16 protein-coding genes and 2 tRNA genes are annotated in these 17,553 nt (G+C 57.7%); 17 read left to right on the top strand and 1 reads right to left on the bottom strand.

Going from position 1 to position 17,553, the window contains the following annotated elements:
* Nucleotides 1–3 precede the first annotated feature (3 nt).
* From carB to AC07V0_RS23335, 3 genes are read left to right on the top strand one after another with little or no spacing between them, the layout of a single operon-like run.
* Complete coding sequence (gene carB, locus AC07V0_RS23345; RefSeq protein ID WP_018929480.1) at nt 4–3,225, top strand: carbamoyl-phosphate synthase large subunit; 3,222 nt, start codon at nt 4–6, stop codon at nt 3,223–3,225.
* Nucleotides 3,222–3,698 carry a transcription elongation factor GreA gene (gene greA, locus AC07V0_RS23340; RefSeq protein ID WP_018929481.1) on the top strand — a complete coding sequence of 159 codons (477 nt, stop codon included), beginning with the start codon at nt 3,222–3,224 and terminating at the stop codon, nt 3,696–3,698. Before carB ends, greA begins: the two co-directional genes overlap by 4 nt.
* Nucleotides 3,699–3,726: 28 nt before the next feature.
* A complete protein-coding gene (locus AC07V0_RS23335) occupies nt 3,727–4,131 on the top strand; it encodes an MFS transporter (protein ID WP_495019960.1) in 405 nt (134 codons plus the stop codon).
* Between the two features lie 9 nt (nt 4,132–4,140).
* Here the strand turns inward: AC07V0_RS23335 and AC07V0_RS23330 are convergent, their stop codons facing one another.
* Entirely contained in the window at nt 4,141–4,449 is a 309-nt protein-coding gene (locus AC07V0_RS23330; protein WP_007900503.1) for a YhbY family RNA-binding protein, read from the bottom strand.
* 101 nt (nt 4,450–4,550) lie between these two features.
* On the opposite strand from AC07V0_RS23330, the gene rlmE reads away from it, so the two are divergent.
* The 14 genes from rlmE (at nt 4,551) to rpsO (ending at nt 17,546) form a co-directional block, all read left to right on the top strand.
* Nucleotides 4,551–5,180 carry a 23S rRNA (uridine(2552)-2'-O)-methyltransferase RlmE gene (rlmE, locus tag AC07V0_RS23325; RefSeq protein WP_007933535.1) on the top strand — a complete coding sequence of 210 codons (630 nt, stop codon included), beginning with the start codon at nt 4,551–4,553 and terminating at the stop codon, nt 5,178–5,180.
* Nucleotides 5,181–5,382: 202 nt separating this feature from the next.
* Entirely contained in the window at nt 5,383–7,293 is a 1,911-nt protein-coding gene (gene ftsH, locus AC07V0_RS23320; protein ID WP_018929483.1) for an ATP-dependent zinc metalloprotease FtsH, read from the top strand.
* 8 nt (nt 7,294–7,301) lie between these two features.
* Nucleotides 7,302–8,153, top strand: a complete 852-nt coding sequence (gene folP / locus AC07V0_RS23315) for a dihydropteroate synthase (RefSeq protein ID WP_019582454.1) — start codon at nt 7,302–7,304, stop codon at nt 8,151–8,153.
* 16 nt (nt 8,154–8,169) lie between these two features.
* A complete protein-coding gene (gene glmM / locus AC07V0_RS23310) occupies nt 8,170–9,507 on the top strand; it encodes a phosphoglucosamine mutase (protein WP_018929485.1) in 1,338 nt (445 codons plus the stop codon).
* Nucleotides 9,508–9,573: 66 nt separating this feature from the next.
* On the top strand, nt 9,574–10,329 hold the full coding sequence (gene tpiA / locus AC07V0_RS23305; protein ID WP_007933541.1) for a triose-phosphate isomerase: 756 nt from the start codon (nt 9,574–9,576) through the stop codon (nt 10,327–10,329).
* 4 nt (nt 10,330–10,333) lie between these two features.
* Complete coding sequence (gene secG, locus AC07V0_RS23300; protein ID WP_495019959.1) at nt 10,334–10,717, top strand: preprotein translocase subunit SecG; 384 nt, start codon at nt 10,334–10,336, stop codon at nt 10,715–10,717.
* Between the two features lie 22 nt (nt 10,718–10,739).
* Nucleotides 10,740–10,825 (top strand) — tRNA-Leu (locus AC07V0_RS23295).
* A gap of 96 nt (nt 10,826–10,921) precedes the next feature.
* A tRNA-Met gene (locus AC07V0_RS23290) sits at nt 10,922–10,998 on the top strand.
* 138 nt (nt 10,999–11,136) lie between these two features.
* Nucleotides 11,137–11,595, top strand: a complete 459-nt coding sequence (gene rimP, locus AC07V0_RS23285; protein WP_007973115.1) for a ribosome maturation factor RimP — start codon at nt 11,137–11,139, stop codon at nt 11,593–11,595.
* A gap of 47 nt (nt 11,596–11,642) precedes the next feature.
* Complete coding sequence (gene nusA / locus AC07V0_RS23280; protein WP_007933547.1) at nt 11,643–13,124, top strand: transcription termination factor NusA; 1,482 nt, start codon at nt 11,643–11,645, stop codon at nt 13,122–13,124.
* A 27-nt stretch (nt 13,125–13,151) separates the two neighbouring features.
* Nucleotides 13,152–15,677 carry a translation initiation factor IF-2 gene (gene infB / locus AC07V0_RS23275; protein WP_086945987.1) on the top strand — a complete coding sequence of 842 codons (2,526 nt, stop codon included), beginning with the start codon at nt 13,152–13,154 and terminating at the stop codon, nt 15,675–15,677.
* Between the two features lie 159 nt (nt 15,678–15,836).
* Nucleotides 15,837–16,238 (top strand): 30S ribosome-binding factor RbfA, encoded by a 402-nt coding sequence (gene rbfA / locus AC07V0_RS23270; RefSeq protein ID WP_028939914.1) that lies wholly within the window; start codon nt 15,837–15,839, stop codon nt 16,236–16,238.
* Between the two features lie 3 nt (nt 16,239–16,241).
* Complete coding sequence (gene truB / locus AC07V0_RS23265; RefSeq protein WP_007933551.1) at nt 16,242–17,159, top strand: tRNA pseudouridine(55) synthase TruB; 918 nt, start codon at nt 16,242–16,244, stop codon at nt 17,157–17,159.
* A 117-nt stretch (nt 17,160–17,276) separates the two neighbouring features.
* The gene (rpsO, locus tag AC07V0_RS23260; RefSeq protein WP_011332409.1) at nt 17,277–17,546 is read left to right on the top strand and encodes a 30S ribosomal protein S15; all 270 of its coding nucleotides are present in this window, start codon (nt 17,277–17,279) and stop codon (nt 17,544–17,546) included.
* The last annotated feature ends 7 nt before the right edge of the window (nt 17,547–17,553 follow it).

Raw genomic sequence — 17,553 nt, 5'->3', positions numbered from 1 at the left:
CCCATGCCAAAACGTACAGACATTAAAAGCATCCTGATTCTCGGCGCTGGCCCGATCGTGATCGGCCAGGCCTGCGAATTCGACTACTCCGGCGCCCAGGCCTGTAAAGCCCTGCGCGAGGAGGGTTACCGCGTCATCCTGGTGAACTCCAACCCGGCGACCATCATGACCGACCCGGCCATGGCCGACGCCACCTACATCGAACCGATCAAGTGGCAGACCGTTGCCAAGATCATCGAGAAAGAGCGTCCGGACGCGCTGCTGCCGACCATGGGTGGCCAGACCGCCCTGAACTGCGCCCTGGACCTGGAGCGCGAAGGCGTTCTGGAGAAGTTCGGCGTAGAGATGATCGGCGCCAACGCTGACACCATCGACAAGGCTGAAGACCGTTCGCGCTTTGATAAGGCGATGAAATCCATCGGTCTGGACTGCCCGCGTTCGGGTATCGCCCATAGCATGGAAGAGGCCAATGCGGTTCTCGATCGTCTGGGATTCCCGTGCATCATTCGTCCGTCCTTCACCATGGGCGGCACCGGTGGCGGTATCGCTTACAACCGTGAAGAGTTCGAAGAAATCTGCGCCCGCGGTCTGGATCTGTCGCCGACCAAAGAGCTGCTGATTGACGAATCGCTGATCGGCTGGAAAGAATACGAGATGGAAGTTGTCCGCGATAAAAAGGACAACTGCATCATCGTCTGCTCCATCGAAAACTTCGACCCGATGGGCGTGCACACCGGTGACTCGATCACGGTTGCACCCGCACAGACCCTGACCGACAAGGAATACCAGATCCTGCGTAACGCCTCTCTGGCGGTACTGCGCGAGATCGGCGTGGAAACCGGCGGCTCCAACGTCCAGTTCGGCATCTGCCCGAACACTGGTCGCATGGTGGTCATCGAGATGAACCCGCGGGTATCCCGTTCCTCGGCCCTGGCATCGAAAGCCACCGGTTTCCCGATCGCCAAGGTCGCGGCGAAACTGGCCGTCGGTTACACCCTCGACGAACTGTCGAACGACATCACCGGCGGCAAGACCCCGGCGTCCTTCGAGCCGTCCATCGACTACGTCGTCACCAAACTGCCACGCTTTGCCTTCGAGAAATTCCCGAAAGCCGACGCACGCCTGACCACTCAAATGAAGTCGGTCGGTGAGGTCATGGCCATCGGCCGGACCTTCCAGGAATCCCTGCAGAAAGCTCTGCGCGGTCTGGAAGTGGGTGTTTGCGGCCTGGACGAGAAGCTCGACCTGAGCAACCCGGAAAGCATGAGCATCCTCAAGCGCGAACTGACCGTGCCGGGTGCCGAGCGTATCTGGTACGTGGCTGACGCGTTCCGCGCGGGCCTGTCGGTCGAAGACATCTTCGGCATGAACATGATCGACCCGTGGTTCCTGGTGCAGATCGAAGATCTGATCAAGGAAGAAGAGAAGGTCAAGACCCTGGGTCTGTCCGCTATCGACCGCGACCTGATGTTCCGCCTCAAGCGTAAAGGCTTCTCCGATCAGCGTCTGGCCAAGCTGCTGGGCGTCACCGAGAAGAACCTGCGTACCCATCGTCACAAGCTGGAAGTGTTCCCGGTCTACAAGCGCGTCGACACCTGCGCCGCCGAGTTCGCCACCGACACCGCGTACCTGTACTCGACTTACGAGGAAGAGTGCGAAGCCGCGCCGTCGGGTCGCGACAAGATCATGATCCTCGGCGGTGGTCCAAACCGCATCGGCCAGGGCATCGAGTTCGACTATTGCTGCGTACACGCAGCACTGGCCCTGCGCGATGACGGGTACGAGACCATCATGGTCAACTGCAACCCGGAAACCGTTTCCACCGACTACGACACCTCCGATCGTCTGTACTTCGAACCAGTGACCCTGGAAGACGTGCTGGAAATCGTCCGCGTCGAGAAGCCAAAAGGCGTGATCGTTCAGTACGGCGGTCAGACCCCGCTGAAACTGGCTCGTGCCCTGGAAGCCGCTGGCGTGCCGATCATCGGCACCAGCCCTGACGCCATCGACCGCGCCGAAGACCGTGAGCGCTTCCAGCAGATGGTTGAGCGTCTGAACCTGCGTCAGCCGCCTAACGCCACCGTGCGCAGCGAAGACGAAGCGATTCGTGCCGCCGCCAAAATCGGTTACCCGCTGGTGGTTCGTCCGTCCTACGTACTGGGCGGGCGTGCGATGGAAATCGTTTACGAAGAGGAAGAACTCAAGCGCTACCTGCGTGAAGCGGTTCAAGTGTCCAACGACAGCCCGGTGCTGCTGGACCACTTCCTCAACTGCGCGATCGAAATGGACGTGGATGCGGTCTGCGACGGCACCGACGTGGTGATCGGCGCGATCATGCAGCACATTGAGCAGGCCGGCGTCCACTCCGGTGACTCCGCGTGCTCCCTGCCGCCGTATTCGCTGCCTGCACATATCCAGGACGAGATGCGCGAACAGGTCAAGAAAATGGCCCTGGAACTGGGCGTGGTCGGCCTGATGAACGTTCAGTTGGCGCTGCAAGGCGAAGACATCTACGTCATCGAAGTCAACCCGCGCGCATCCCGTACCGTACCGTTCGTCTCCAAGTGCATCGGTGTGTCCCTGGCGATGGTCGCGGCTCGCGTGATGGCCGGTAAAACCCTGAAGGAAATCGGCTTCACCAAAGAAATCATTCCGAACTTCTACAGCGTGAAAGAGGCAGTGTTCCCATTCGCCAAATTCCCTGGCGTGGACCCGATCCTGGGCCCAGAGATGAAGTCCACCGGTGAAGTGATGGGCGTGGGCGACACCTTCGGCGAAGCCTTTGCCAAGGCTCAGATGGGCGCCAGTGAAGTGCTGCCAACCGGTGGTACCGCGTTCATCAGCGTGCGCGACGATGACAAGCCGCTGGTTGCAGGCGTGGCCCGTGATCTGATCAACTTGGGCTTCGAAGTGGTCGCCACTGCCGGTACTGCCAAGCTGATCGAAGCTGCAGGCCTGAAAGTGCGTCGTGTGAACAAGGTGACCGAGGGTCGTCCGCACGTGGTCGACATGATCAAGAATGACGAAGTCACTCTGATCATCAACACCACCGAAGGTCGTCAGTCGATCGCTGATTCCTACTCCATTCGTCGTAATGCCTTGCAGCACAAGATCTACTGCACCACTACTATTGCTGCTGGCGAAGCTATCTGCGAAGCGCTGAAGTTCGGTCCTGAGAAGACCGTGCGCCGCTTGCAGGATCTACACGCAGGATTGAAGGCATGATCAAATACCCAATGACCGTCAAGGGCGCTAAAGCCCTGGAAGAAGAACACGCTCATCTGACCAAGGTCGTTCGTCCGAAACTCAGTCAGGATATCGGTACGGCCCGCGAGTTGGGTGACTTGAAGGAAAACGCCGAATACCACGCTGCTCGCGAGCAGCAGGGGATGGTCGAGGCGCGGATTCGTGACATTGAAGGCCGCATGCAAAACGCTGTGGTCATCGACGTAACGACCATCGAGCACACCGGCAAGGTGATTTTCGGCACCACCGTCGAAATCGCCAATGTCGAGACCGATGAAAGCGTGACTTACCAGATCGTTGGTGAGGATGAAGCAGACATCAAGCTCGGCAAGATCTCCGTCGGTTCGCCGATCGCCCGTGCCTTGATCGCCAAGGAAGAGGGTGATGTGGTGGCGGTCAAAACGCCGGGTGGCGTTATCGAGTATGAGATTGTCGAAGTTCGCCACATCTGAAAGAAGGCGCCCGCTACGTGCGGGGGCCATGCTTTGGCAGCTGACCCAGATGCTCTGGGTTGGCGGCTTGTGGTTGTTGCACATCGGTCTGCTGCCGGTGCTGGGGCAAATAGGCCTGGCGCCGCTGCTGATCGACGAAATTGCAGGTGCGCTGAATACGCTGATGGTGGGATTCGCCACAGCGAGTGTGATTTTTCAGGCTTTGGTGCTGGTACGGGCCGAGGGTCTTGCCAGTCTATGGCGGGATATTCGCGGGCAACTGCTGCTGATGGCGCTGTATGGGTGCGCGATGTATTTCGCAGTACGCTTCGGTTGGCCGCAGGCGCTGCATTGGCAGTTGTTCAGCTATCTTGTCCTGGGGTTTTCCGGGCTGGTGCTGGTGATGCAGCCGGTGCCTGGATGGAGTGTCAGGGTGCGCGAAGCACACCCTTGACCCTTGCCATCACTTGAAGCGATGGACGTTCGACAACTGCTTGTTGACGCTGAAGTTCTTGCGATAAATAAGTGCCATCTTGCCGATGACCTGAACCAGATCGGCTTTGCCGGCCTTGCAGAGTTCTGCAATGGCTGCCAGGCGCGATTCGCGATCGAGGATGTTGAGCTTGATTTTGATCAGCTCGTGATCCGCCAAAGCGCGTTCAAGTTCGGCTAACACACCTTCAGTCAAGCCGTTGTCAGCCACAATCAAAACTGGTTTCAGATGGTGGCCAATGGACTTGTACTGTTTCTTCTGCTCTTGAGTGAGCGGCATAATCTGACCCTTTCGTCTGGATTCTGTAAAATGGCGGCCATTTTACCCGAGGGCTCGTGGATCCGCCCAATTAATCACGACCCTTATCATCGAGGTGCCCAATGGCGCGTTCCAAGACAAGCCTTGGTTGGCTGAAAAGACATGTCAACGATCCCTATGTGAAGCAGGCGCAAAAGGATGGCTACCGCTCGCGTGCGAGTTACAAACTTCTGGAGGTCCAGGAGAAATACAAGCTGATCCGTCCCGGCATGAGCGTTGTCGACCTGGGTGCGGCGCCCGGCGGATGGTCGCAGGTGACTAGTCGTCTGATTGGTGGTCAGGGGCGACTGATTGCCTCGGACATTCTGGAAATGGACAGCATTCCGGACGTGACTTTCATTCAGGGGGACTTCACCGAGGACGAAGTGCTCACGCGGATCCTTGAAGCTGTGGGTAATTCGCAGGTGGACCTTGTGATTTCCGATATGGCCCCCAATATGAGTGGTACGCCTGAAGTGGACATGCCAAAAGCCATGTTTCTTTGCGAGCTGGCGCTTGATTTGGCGGAACGGATACTCAAGCCGGGTGGTAATTTTGTGATCAAGATTTTTCAGGGCGAAGGGTTTGATGTTTACCTGAAGGATGCTCGTCGGAAATTCGACAAGATCCAGATGATCAAGCCAGACTCTTCCCGTGACAGTTCCCGCGAGCAATACATGTTGGCTTGGGGTTACCGCGGGCGTAGTGAGTAAAACGAGGTTTTTTGGCGGGGTGATAGGTTTTTCATATTTCGCCCCGCGTGCATTAGCGAATATTGTGTAGAAAGTGTTTCACAAAGGGTTACAGACGGCGCCTGCCAGAGCCGTAGGTAATGTAGTAAGTTAGGCCGGTGAATATCATGCGAAGCGCGCGCCATTAGCGGAGCTTGCTTCAGAGGGTAGTTAATTGAACGATATGGCAAAGAATCTGATCCTGTGGTTGATCATCGCAGCTGTCCTGGTGACGGTGATGAACAACTTCTCCAGCCCTAACGAGCCGCAGACCCTCAACTATTCCGACTTCATCCAGCAGGTCAAGGATGGCAAGGTCGAGCGCGTAGCGGTTGATGGCTACGTGATTACAGGCAAGCGCAACGATGGCGACAGCTTCAAGACCATCCGTCCGGCAATCCAGGACAACGGTCTGATCGGCGACCTCGTGGATAACCACGTTGTGGTCGAAGGCAAGCAACCTGAGCAGCAAAGTATCTGGACTCAACTCCTGGTCGCAAGCTTCCCGATCCTGGTGATCATCGCCGTCTTCATGTTCTTCATGCGGCAGATGCAGGGCGGTGCCGGTGGCAAGGGTGGGCCGATGAGTTTCGGCAAGAGCAAGGCGCGCCTGCTCTCCGAAGATCAGGTGAAAACCACCCTGGCTGACGTTGCAGGTTGTGACGAAGCCAAGGAAGAAGTCGGCGAGCTGGTCGAGTTCCTGCGTGATCCGGGCAAGTTCCAGCGCCTGGGCGGTCGCATTCCTCGCGGCGTGCTGATGGTTGGTCCTCCGGGTACAGGTAAAACCTTGCTGGCCAAGGCGATTGCCGGCGAAGCCAAAGTACCGTTCTTTACTATTTCCGGTTCCGATTTCGTCGAAATGTTCGTCGGCGTCGGTGCCAGCCGTGTCCGTGACATGTTCGAGCAGGCGAAGAAGCATGCGCCATGCATCATCTTCATCGATGAAATCGACGCCGTCGGTCGCCACCGTGGTGCCGGCATGGGTGGTGGTCACGATGAGCGCGAGCAGACCCTCAACCAGTTGCTGGTAGAGATGGACGGCTTCGAAATGAATGACGGCATCATCGTCATCGCCGCGACCAACCGTCCGGACGTACTGGACCCTGCGTTGCTGCGTCCGGGCCGCTTCGACCGTCAAGTCGTGGTTGGCCTGCCGGACATCCGTGGTCGCGAGCAGATTCTCAAGGTCCACATGCGCAAAGTGCCGATGGGTGACGACGTCGCTCCGGCCGTGATCGCTCGTGGTACTCCTGGTTTCTCCGGTGCCGACCTGGCCAACCTGGTGAACGAGGCTTCGTTGTTTGCGGCTCGTGCCGGCAAGCGCATCGTCGAGATGAAAGAGTTCGAACTGGCCAAAGACAAGATCATGATGGGTGCCGAGCGCAAATCCATGGTCATGTCCGAGAAAGAAAAGCAGAACACTGCTTATCACGAAGCCGGCCACGCTATCGTCGGTCGCGTCGTGCCTGAGCATGACCCGGTCTACAAAGTGTCGATCATTCCGCGCGGTCGCGCACTTGGTGTGACCATGTTCCTGCCGGAAGAAGATCGCTACAGCCTGTCCAAGCGTGCACTGATCAGCCAGATCTGCTCGCTGTACGGCGGTCGTATCGCTGAAGAGATGACCCTGGGCTTCGATGGCGTCACCACTGGTGCGTCCAACGACATCATGCGTGCCAGCCAGATAGCACGAAACATGGTGACCAAGTGGGGGTTGTCGGAAAAACTCGGTCCATTGATGTACGCCGAAGAAGAGGGCGAAGTGTTCCTCGGTCGTGGCGGCGGTGGTCAGCATGCCAGTTTCTCTGGCGAGACGGCCAAGCTGATCGACTCCGAAGTGCGCAGCATCATTGACCAGTGCTACGGCACGGCCAAGCAGATCCTCACGGATAACCGTGACAAGCTTGATGCGATGGCGGATGCCCTGATGAAGTACGAGACGATCGATGCCGATCAGATCGATGACATCATGGCGGGTCGTACGCCTCGCGAACCTCGCGACTGGTCTGGCGGCAACGACACTTCCGGCACGCCTCCAGTGGTGCAGGATGGGCGTCCGGAAACACCTATCGGCGGCCCGGCTGCTGACGTTTAAGGTTTGAAATGACTTCTGTTCAGTCCTCGACCCGGTTGCCTTGCGGCAACCGGGTTCTTGATTTGGCCCAGACGCATGTCATGGGCATTCTCAATGTCACTCCCGATTCCTTTTCCGATGGCGGCCGATACAGCCAGCTGGACGCGGCCCTGCGCCACGCCGAGGCGATGGTGGCGGCCGGTGCGACGCTGATCGACGTCGGCGGTGAATCGACCCGGCCCGGTGCCAGGGCCGTTTCGCCGCTTGAAGAGCTCGAGCGCGTAGCGCCTATCGTTGAGCGCATCAGTCGCGAACTGGATGTGATTATCTCGGTCGATACCTCCACGCCTGCCGTCATGCGTGAAACCGCAAGGCTGGGGGCGGGGTTGATCAATGACGTACGCTCGTTGCGTCGAGATGGTGCTCTGGATGCAGCGGCGGCCACCGGTTTGCCGGTGTGCCTGATGCATATGCTCGGCGAGCCGGGCGACATGCAGGACAACCCTCAGTACCAGGATGTTACGAAAGAGGTCGGCGAGTTTCTTGCCGAGCGCATGGTTCAGTGTGCCTCGGTAGGTATCCCTGCTGAGCGGATCATTCTTGATCCGGGCTTCGGCTTCGCGAAAACCCTGCAGCACAATCTAAGTTTGTTTAAGCATATGGAGGCCCTGCATGCTTTGGGGCGGCCTCTGTTGGTCGGTGTTTCGCGAAAGAGCATGATCGGCCAGGCCTTGAATCGACCTGTGGGAGAGCGTCTGCATGGTGGTCTGGCACTTGCGGCGCTGGCTTCGGTCAAAGGTGCGCGTATATTGCGCGTCCATGATGTAGCGGAAACGGTCGACGTGGTGCGGATGATTGCCGCCGTAGAATCAGCTGAATAAGAAAGATGGAGTACTTATGAGTAAGAAATACTTTGGCACCGACGGCATTCGTGGTCGGGTCGGTCAATACCCTATCACTCCTGATTTCATGCTCAAGCTTGGCTGGGCGGCAGGCATGGCATTTCGCAGCATGGGCGCCTGCAAGGTGCTCGTGGGCAAGGACACCCGTATCTCCGGTTACATGTTCGAGTCGGCGCTTGAGGCTGGGCTGACCTCGGCCGGTGCTGATGTGATGCTGTTGGGGCCAATGCCGACTCCGGCCATCGCCTATTTGACGCGGACCTTTCACGCCGAAGCCGGCATCGTGATCAGCGCTTCGCATAACCCTCATGACGACAACGGTATCAAGTTTTTCTCTGGTAAGGGCACCAAGCTCCCGGATGAAGTCGAGCTGATGATCGAAGAGCTGCTAGACACCCCGATGACCGTGGTTGAGTCGAGCAAGATCGGCAAAGTGTCGCGAATCAACGATGCCTCGGGCCGTTATATCGAATTCTGCAAGAGTAGCGTTCCCACCGGCACCAGTTTTGCCGGCCTGAAGATCGTGCTCGATTGTGCTCACGGCGCGACTTATAAAGTGGCGCCTAGCGTGTTCCGTGAGTTGGGGGCTGATGTCGTTGTGCTTTCTGCTCATCCCAACGGCCTGAACATCAATGATAATTGCGGTTCGACCCATATGGCGCCGCTGCAAGCGGCCGTGCTGGCCGAGCGCGCCGATTTGGGTATCGCCTTCGACGGTGACGGTGATCGGGTGCAGATGGTTGATCACACCGGTGCTGTCGTCGATGGTGACGAGCTGCTGTTCATCATCGCTCGCGATCTGCAAGAGCGTGGCAAGTTGCAGGGCGGTGTGGTCGGTACGCTGATGAGTAACCTGGGGCTGGAGTTGGCCCTGGCGGATCTGGCGATTCCTTTTGTGCGGGCCAACGTTGGTGACCGTTACGTCATCTCCGAGTTGCTGGAGCGCGATTGGCTGGTGGGCGGTGAAAACTCGGGGCACATTGTCTGCTTCAGTCACACCACTACCGGGGATGCGATCATTGCTGCGTTGCAGGTCTTGATGGCGCTGAAACGGCGCGCAGAAGGCCTGGCTCAGTCGCGTCAGGCGTTGCGCAAGTGCCCTCAGGTGTTGATCAATGTGCGGTTTGGCGGTGGTGTGAGCCCGCTCGAGCATCCGACCGTCAAGGAGGCCAGTGATCGTGTCACTCAAGCGATGGCGGGCCGCGGGCGCGTGTTGTTGCGCAAGTCCGGGACAGAGCCGCTGGTGCGTGTCATGGTCGAAGGCGAGGACGAAACGCAGGTTCGCGATTACGCCGAAGAGCTGGCAAAACTGGTAACTGAAGTTTCTGCCTGATTTCGGCTTGCCAGCCATGATTGTGTTGGGTAACATCTGCGCCCACTTTGACCGACGAGGTACAGCATGCGTCGCCCTATGGTAGCTGGTAACTGGAAGATGCACGGTACCCGCGCCAGCGTCGCTGAGCTGATCGACGGCCTTCGTCATCTGGCCTTGCCGAGCGGTGTTGATGTCGCGGTGTTCCCGCCTTGCTTGTATATCAATCAAGTGATTGATGGTTTGCAAGGGAAGTCGATTTCGGTCGGCGCGCAGAACTCTGCGATTGAATCCGGGCAGGGTGCGTTGACAGGTGAAATTTCACCGAGTCAGTTGGTGGATGCAGGTTGTTCCCTGGTGCTTGTCGGGCACTCTGAGCGCCGCCAGATAATGGGCGAGCTCGACGGGACGCTGAATCGCAAATTTGCGGCAGCACAGGCATGTGGCTTGATTCCAGTGTTGTGTGTAGGGGAAACCCTCGAGCAGCGCGAAGCTGGAAAAACTCTTGAGGTTGTTGGGCGTCAGCTGGGCAGCATCATCGAGGAGCTGGGTGTTGGTGCTTTTGCAAAGGCAGTAATCGCTTACGAGCCGGTCTGGGCCATTGGTACCGGGCTGACTGCTTCGCCGCAACAGGCGCAGGATGTGCATGCAGCCATTCGCGCCCAGTTGGCGGCAGAGAATTCTGAAGTCGCACAAGGTGTGCGGCTTCTATACGGCGGCAGCGTGAAGGCGGCCAATGCGGCCGAACTGTTCGGCATGCCGGATATCGATGGGGGGCTCATTGGTGGGGCTTCCCTGAATGCAGATGAGTTCGGTGCGATTTGTCGCGCCGCGGGAAACTGAAAAAATGCTGGAAACAGTCGTAGTCGTTTTTCATCTGCTGGGTGCGTTGGGCGTAGTTGCTCTGGTATTGCTGCAGCAGGGTAAAGGTGCGGACGCTGGTGCATCTTTCGGAGCAGGTGCTTCAAATACTGTGTTCGGAAGCCAAGGTACCTCTACCTTTCTTAGTAAGTTTACTGCTATACTTGCCGCCGGTTTCTTCGTGACCAGCTTGGGGTTAGGTTACTTTGCTAAAGAGAAAGCTCACCAGCTGACTCAGGTAGGTTTGCCAAACCCAGCAGTGTTGGAAGTTCCAAAGCAAAAACCGGCTTCTGATGATGTCCCGGTGCTTCAAGAGCAAAAGTCGGCTACTCCAGCGACTGACGTGCCTCCAGCTCAAGAGCAGAAGTAAGAAGAGTTTCAAACGTAGTATTGCCGAGGTGGTGGAATTGGTAGACACGCAACCTTGAGGTGGTTGTGCCCATAGGGTGTAGGGGTTCGAGTCCCCTTCTCGGTACCAATTATCAGGAGAGCCCGCTGTTGCGGGCTTTCTTGTAGGTGGAAGGTTACATTGACCCTGTTAGGGATCGGTCGTATACTTCCGCCCCAGCTTTGTCGCGGGGTGGAGCAGTCTGGTAGCTCGTCGGGCTCATAACCCGAAGGTCGTCGGTTCAAATCCGGCCCCCGCAACCAGTTTAAGGAGCCCCTTTTCAGGGGCTTTTTGTTAGCTGGACACTTTCAACGCCGCTATTCGGCGGCGTTTCAAGGATGGGCGTTTCGCCCATTTTTTTATTTTGCATAGCATGCACATACATGCACGAGGGGGTTCAGGTGTCGAGCAAGCTAGAAGAGTTGCAGGCCTTGCTGGCCCCGGTGGTCGTGGCCCTAGGCTATGAATGCTGGGGTATTGAGTTTTCGGCTCAAGGTCGCCACTCAATGTTGCGCGTTTATATCGATAAAGAAGGCGGCGTGCTGGTGGACGATTGTGCCATCGTCAGTCGCCAGATCAGCGGTGTGCTGGATGTTGAAGATCCAATCTCCGTTGAGTACACCCTTGAAGTTTCCTCGCCTGGCATGGAACGCCCACTGTTCACTCTTGAGCAGTTTGCAAAATTTGCCGGTGAACAAGTGAAGATCAAGCTGCGCTCGCCTTTTGAAGGTCGACGCAACTTTCAGGGCCTTCTGCGCGGTGTAGAAGAGCAGGACGTCGTGGTGCAGGTTGAAGACCATGAGTTCCTGTTGCCGATCGATATGATCGACAAGGCCAACATTATTCCCAGTTTTGACTGAGACGCGGATCCCGCGGATCCAATGGCTTGCGAAAGGCGAGGCGTACGATGAGCAAAGAAGTACTGCTGGTTGTTGAGTCGGTATCCAATGAAAAGGGCGTACCGGCAAACGTAATTTTTGAAGCGCTGGAGCTGGCTCTGGCCACTGCTACCAAAAAGCGTTTCGAGGACGAAGTCGATCTGCGTGTGGAAATCAATCGCCACACCGGTGCTTATGAGACATTCCGTCGCTGGACGGTCGTCGAAGAAGCAGACCTGGACGATCCGGCGATCGAAACCTGGCCGAGCAAGGTTGCGCAAACGCATCCTGGCGCCAAGGTCGGTGACGTTGTCGAAGAAAAAATCGAATCCATCGAGTTCGGCCGCATTGCTGCACAGACTGCCAAGCAAGTCATCGTGCAGAAAGTTCGCGAAGCCGAGCGTGCTCAAGTCGTTGATGCCTATCGCGAGCGTCTGGGGGAAATCATCTCCGGCACCGTGAAGAAAGTCACCCGCGACAATGTGATCGTCGACCTGGGCAATAACGCAGAAGCGTTGCTGGCCCGTGAAGACATCATCTCTCGCGAAACCTTCCGGGTTGGCGTGCGTCTGCGTGCGCTGCTCAAGGAAATCCGCACCGAGAACCGCGGCCCGCAGCTGATCCTGTCGCGTACCGCGCCGGAAATGCTGATCGAGTTGTTCCGCATCGAAGTGCCGGAAATCGCTGAAGGCCTGATCGAAGTAATGGCTGCATCCCGTGACCCGGGTTCGCGTGCCAAGATCGCGGTCCGCTCCAAAGACAAACGCATCGATCCGCAAGGCGCTTGCATCGGTATGCGCGGTTCGCGCGTCCAGGCAGTGTCCGGCGAGTTGGGCGGTGAGCGTGTGGACATCGTCCTGTGGGACGATAACCCTGCTCAGTTCGTGATCAATGCAATGTCGCCGGCTGAAGTGGCGGCAATTATCGTTGACGAAGATGCCCATGCAATGGACATCGCCGTTGGCGCAGACAATCTGGCTCAGGCCATCGGTCGCGGTGGTCAGAACGTGCGTCTGGCTAGCCAGTTGACTGGCTGGACCCTGAACGTGATGACCGAATCGGACATCCAGGCTAAGCAACAAGCAGAAACCGGCGACATCCTGCGCAACTTTATCGACGAGCTGGAAGTCGACGAAGATCTGGCACAGGTGCTGGTAGATGAAGGTTTCACCAGCCTGGAAGAGATTGCCTACGTACCGTTGGAAGAAATGCTCAACATCGACGGCTTTGACGAAGAAACCGTCAACGAGCTTCGCGCTCGCGCCAAGGATCGTTTGTTGACCAAAGCCATCGCTACTGAGGAAAAGCTGGCAGACGCCCATCCGGCCGAAGACCTGCTCTCGCTTGAGGGCATGGACAAGGATTTGGCGATGGAACTGGCGGTGCGCGGCGTAATTACCCGCGAAGACCTGGCCGAGCAGTCTATTGACGACCTGCTCGACATCGACGGCATTGACGATGATCGTGCCGGCAAGTTGATCATGGCCGCCCGAGCCCACTGGTTCGAGTAATTAGGCGCGGCCTGAGGAGAGAAGTGCATGACGCAAGTCACGGTGAAACAACTGGCCGATGAGGTCAAAACACCGGTAGAGCGCCTGTTGCAGCAGATGCGTGAGGCAGGTCTGCCGCACACCGCCGCCGAAGAACATGTGACTGACAGTGAGAAGCAATCTTTGCTGACTCACTTGAAAAGCAGCCACAAGGCGAAAGTGGAAGAACCACGCAAGATCACGCTGCAGCGTAAAACCACCAGCACCCTGCGTGTTGCTGGCAGCAAAAGCATCAGCGTTGAAGTACGCAAGAAGAAAGTCTTCGTGCAGCGCAGCCCGGAAGAAATCGAAGCCGAGCGCAAACGCGAACTGGAAGAACGTCGCGCAGTAGAAAATGCTGCACGTCAGAAGGCTGAAGAAGAAGCCAAGCGTCGCGCCGAAGAAGAAGCGCGTCGCCAGCCTGCTGCTGCGCAAACCGCTCCTGTCGAAGCTGTCGCAGCGCCTGTTGCAGTTGCCGAACCTGTGCGTGAAAGCGCCCCGGTCGTGGCCGCTGCACCTGCACCGGCAGCCGACACTCGCAAGCGCGACGAGCAGCGCCGTCCGGACAAACCACGTGCCGACGATAGCAATCGTCGTGGCAGTGGTGATGGCGAGCGCAAAAACGCTCCACATCGTGCTTCGGTCAAGGAAAAAGCGCCTGCTCCACGCGTTGCCCCACGTACTACCGACGAAGAAAGCGATGGCTTCCGTCGTGGTGGTCGCGGCAAGGCCAAGCTGAAGAAACGCAACGCCCACGGTTTCCAGAGCCCAACCGGCCCTGTTGTGCGCGAAGTGAAGATCGGCGAGACCATCACTGTTGGCGATCTCGCCCAGCAGATGTCGGTCAAGGCTGCTGAAATCATCAAGTTCATGTTCAAACTGGGTACCCCAGCGACCATCAACCAGGTACTGGATCAGGAAACTGCCCAACTGGTTGCCGAGGAGCTGGGCCACAAAGTGACCCTGGTCAGCGACACCGCCCTGGAAGATTCCCTGGCCGAGTCCCTGAAGTTTGAAGGTGAGACGTTCTCCCGTGCACCGGTTGTGACCGTAATGGGTCACGTTGACCACGGTAAGACCTCGCTGCTCGACTACATCCGTCGTGCCAAGGTAGCTGCTGGCGAAGCCGGTGGTATCACCCAGCACATCGGTGCGTACCACGTTGAAACCGAACGCGGCATGGTCACCTTCCTCGACACCCCTGGTCACGCCGCGTTTACCGCCATGCGTGCCCGTGGTGCCAAGGCGACCGACATCGTGATCCTGGTGGTTGCAGCGGACGACGGCGTAATGCCGCAGACCGTTGAAGCTGTTCAGCACGCTCAGGCGGCTGGCGTACCTCTGGTTGTTGCAGTGAACAAAATCGACAAGCCGGGCGCCGATCTCGATCGCATCCGTAGCGAATTGTCGGTTCACGGCGTGACTTCGGAAGAGTGGGGCGGCGACACCCCGTTCGTATCGGTTTCGGCGAAAGTCGGTACCGGCGTGGACGAGTTGCTCGAAGCTGTTCTGCTGCAAGCTGAAGTTCTCGAACTGAAAGCAACCCCATCGGCCCCTGGTCGTGGTGTTGTGGTTGAATCGCGTCTCGACAAAGGTCGTGGCCCGGTTGCAACCGTTCTGGTTCAAGACGGTACCCTGCGCCAGGGCGACATGGTGCTGGTCGGTTCGAACTATGGCCGCGTTCGCGCCATGCTCGACGAGAACGGCAAGCCAATCAAGGAAGCCGGTCCTTCCATCCCTGTCGAGATCCTCGGCCTGGACGGTACTCCGGACGCTGGCGACGAGATGAGCGTAGTTGCTGACGAGAAGAAAGCCCGTGAAGTGGCTCTGTTCCGTCAAGGCAAGTTCCGCGAAGTCAAACTGGCCCGTGCTCACGCCGGCAAGCTTGAAAACATCTTCGAGAACATGGGGCAGGAAGAGAAGAAGACGCTCAACATCGTCCTCAAATCCGACGTCCGTGGTTCGCTGGAAGCGTTGAACGGTGCCTTGAATGGCTTGGGTAACGACGAAGTGCAAGTGCGTGTGGTCGGTGGCGGTGTCGGTGGTATCACCGAATCCGACGCCAACCTGGCACTGGCCTCCAACGCTGTACTGTTCGGCTTCAACGTGCGTGCCGATGCCGGCGCTCGCAAGATCGTCGAGCAGGAAGGTCTGGATATGCGTTACTACAACGTGATCTACGACATCATCGAAGACGTCAAGAAAGCCCTTACCGGTATGCTGGGCAGCGATGTTCGCGAGAACATCCTGGGTACCGCTGAAGTGCGTGACGTGTTCCGTTCGCCGAAGTTTGGCGCGATCGCCGGTTGCATGGTTATCGAAGGTGTTGTTCACCGTAACCGTCCAATCCGTGTACTGCGTGAAGACATCGTTATCTTCGAAGGCGAGCTGGAATCCCTGCGCCGCTTCAAGGATGACGCTTCCGAAGTACGTGCCGGCATGGAATGCGGTATCGGCGTGAAGAGCTACAACGACGTCAAAGTCGGTGACAAGATCGAAGTCTTCGAGAAGGTTCAGGTTGCTCGCAGCCTCTAACTCGCGCACTTCAAGAGCCGTGATGGCCAGCCGCATGCAATTGCGCGGCGCATCAGTCGGACTCTAAACGCAACGCCCGGTCTGGCTTTTGTCAGGCCGGGCGTTTGCCGCTTTCAGACCCTTCGGGTTTCACCGTGGGGCAGTAACAGGTAACAAGACATGGCAAAAGAATATAGCCGTACCCAACGTATCGGCGATCAGATGCAGCGTGAGCTGGCACAGCTGATCCGTCGTGAAGTCAAAGACCCGCGCGTCGGGCTGGTCACTATTACCGCTGTTGAAGTCAGCCGTGACGTCGGTCACGCCAAGATCTTCATCACCGTGATGGGGCAGGACAGCCGCGACGACATCGCGCAAAGCATCAAGGTGCTCAACTCCGCCGCCGGTTTCCTGCGCATGCAGTTGGCTCGCGAGATGAAATTGCGCAGCGTTCCACAGTTGCACTTCCATTACGACGAAAGTGTCGTGCGTGGTGCGCACCTGTCGGCCCTGATCGAACGCGCGGTGGCTGAAGACAGTCAGCACCCGGTTGCGGCTGAACCCGAAGACGCCAAGGAGTAATCGGTGGCTCAGGTCAAACGTATCCGTCGTAACGTCAGCGGTATCATCCTGCTCGACAAGCCGTTGGGGTTCACTTCCAACGCGGCGTTGCAGAAGGTCCGCTGGTTGCTCAATGCCGAGAAGGCCGGGCACACCGGCAGTCTCGATCCGCTGGCCACTGGCGTGTTGCCGTTGTGCTTCGGCGAGGCCACCAAGTTCTCGCAATACCTGCTCGATTCCGACAAAGGTTATGAAACCCTGGCGCAACTGGGCAAGACCACCACCACGGCGGATGCCGAAGGTGAGGTTTTGCTGGAACGTCCGGTGACCGTTGGTCGTGCCGATATCGAAGCTGTGTTGCCGAAATTTCGTGGGCAAATCAGTCAGATACCGCCGATGTACTCGGCACTCAAGCGCGATGGGCAGCCGCTGTACAAGCTGGCCCGTGCAGGTGAAGTAGTGGAGCGCGAACCGCGTTCTGTTACTATTGCGCGCTTGGAATTACTGGCCTTTGAGGGTGATACTGCGCGGCTTGCGGTGGATTGCAGCAAAGGCACCTATATCCGTACCCTGGTGGAGGATATCGGTGAGCAACTCGGTTGTGGCGCTTACGTGGCTGAATTGCGACGTACCCAGGCCGGGCCTTTCACGCTTGCACAGACCGTCACTCTGGAAGAGCTGGAAGCGGTACATGCCGAAGGCGGCAACGAAGCGGTCGACCGCTTCCTGATGCCATCGGACAGCGGCCTGCTGGATTGGCCACTGTTGCAGTTCTCGGAAGCGAGCGCGTTCTACTGGCTCAACGGCCAGCCGGTACGTGCCCCGGATGCACCGAAATTTGGCATGGTACGGGTACAGGATCACAATGGTCGCTTCATCGGTATCGGTGAAGTGAGCGAAGACGGGCGCATCGCGCCACGTCGACTGATTCGGTCAGAATGACCGAACGAGGGTGGCTGTTAACAGGCACGGTCACTACTCATTTTTAGATACAGGGATTTGTCCCTGGCCTGTTGAAACTGTTTTTCTGAAACAGTTTCCTGATAAAAGGATTGCCTCATGGCTCTCGACGTTCAAGAAAAAGCTCAAATCGTAGCTGACTACCAGCAAGCTGTTGGTGACACTGGTTCGCCAGAGGTGCAAGTTGCACTGCTGACCGCCAACATCAACAAACTGCAAGGTCACTTCAAGGCCAACGGTAAAGATCACCACTCCCGTCGTGGTCTGATCCGCATGGTTAACCAGCGTCGTAAGCTGCTGGACTACCTGAAAGGCAAGGACGTGAGCCGTTACAGCGCTCTGATCGCTCGCCTGGGTCTGCGTCGCTAATAAGCGA

This window comes from Pseudomonas sp. GW821-FHT01E10 (genome assembly GCF_059422365.1).
This window is presented reverse-complemented; position numbering and strand designations above follow the sequence as displayed.

Coding starts and splice junctions, on each gene's coding strand:
- carB (WP_018929480.1), top strand. CDS start 4: ATGCCAAAACGTACAGACATTAAAAGCATCCTGATTCTCGGCGCTGGC.
- greA (WP_018929481.1), top strand. CDS start 3,222: ATGATCAAATACCCAATGACCGTCAAGGGCGCTAAAGCCCTGGAAGAA.
- AC07V0_RS23335 (WP_495019960.1), top strand. CDS start 3,727: ATGCTTTGGCAGCTGACCCAGATGCTCTGGGTTGGCGGCTTGTGGTTG.
- AC07V0_RS23330 (WP_007900503.1), bottom strand. CDS start 4,449: ATGCCGCTCACTCAAGAGCAGAAGAAACAGTACAAGTCCATTGGCCAC.
- rlmE (WP_007933535.1), top strand. CDS start 4,551: ATGGCGCGTTCCAAGACAAGCCTTGGTTGGCTGAAAAGACATGTCAAC.
- ftsH (WP_018929483.1), top strand. CDS start 5,383: ATGGCAAAGAATCTGATCCTGTGGTTGATCATCGCAGCTGTCCTGGTG.
- folP (WP_019582454.1), top strand. CDS start 7,302: ATGACTTCTGTTCAGTCCTCGACCCGGTTGCCTTGCGGCAACCGGGTT.
- glmM (WP_018929485.1), top strand. CDS start 8,170: ATGAGTAAGAAATACTTTGGCACCGACGGCATTCGTGGTCGGGTCGGT.
- tpiA (WP_007933541.1), top strand. CDS start 9,574: ATGCGTCGCCCTATGGTAGCTGGTAACTGGAAGATGCACGGTACCCGC.
- secG (WP_495019959.1), top strand. CDS start 10,334: ATGCTGGAAACAGTCGTAGTCGTTTTTCATCTGCTGGGTGCGTTGGGC.
- nusA (WP_007933547.1), top strand. CDS start 11,643: ATGAGCAAAGAAGTACTGCTGGTTGTTGAGTCGGTATCCAATGAAAAG.
- infB (WP_086945987.1), top strand. CDS start 13,152: ATGACGCAAGTCACGGTGAAACAACTGGCCGATGAGGTCAAAACACCG.
- rbfA (WP_028939914.1), top strand. CDS start 15,837: ATGGCAAAAGAATATAGCCGTACCCAACGTATCGGCGATCAGATGCAG.
- rpsO (WP_011332409.1), top strand. CDS start 17,277: ATGGCTCTCGACGTTCAAGAAAAAGCTCAAATCGTAGCTGACTACCAG.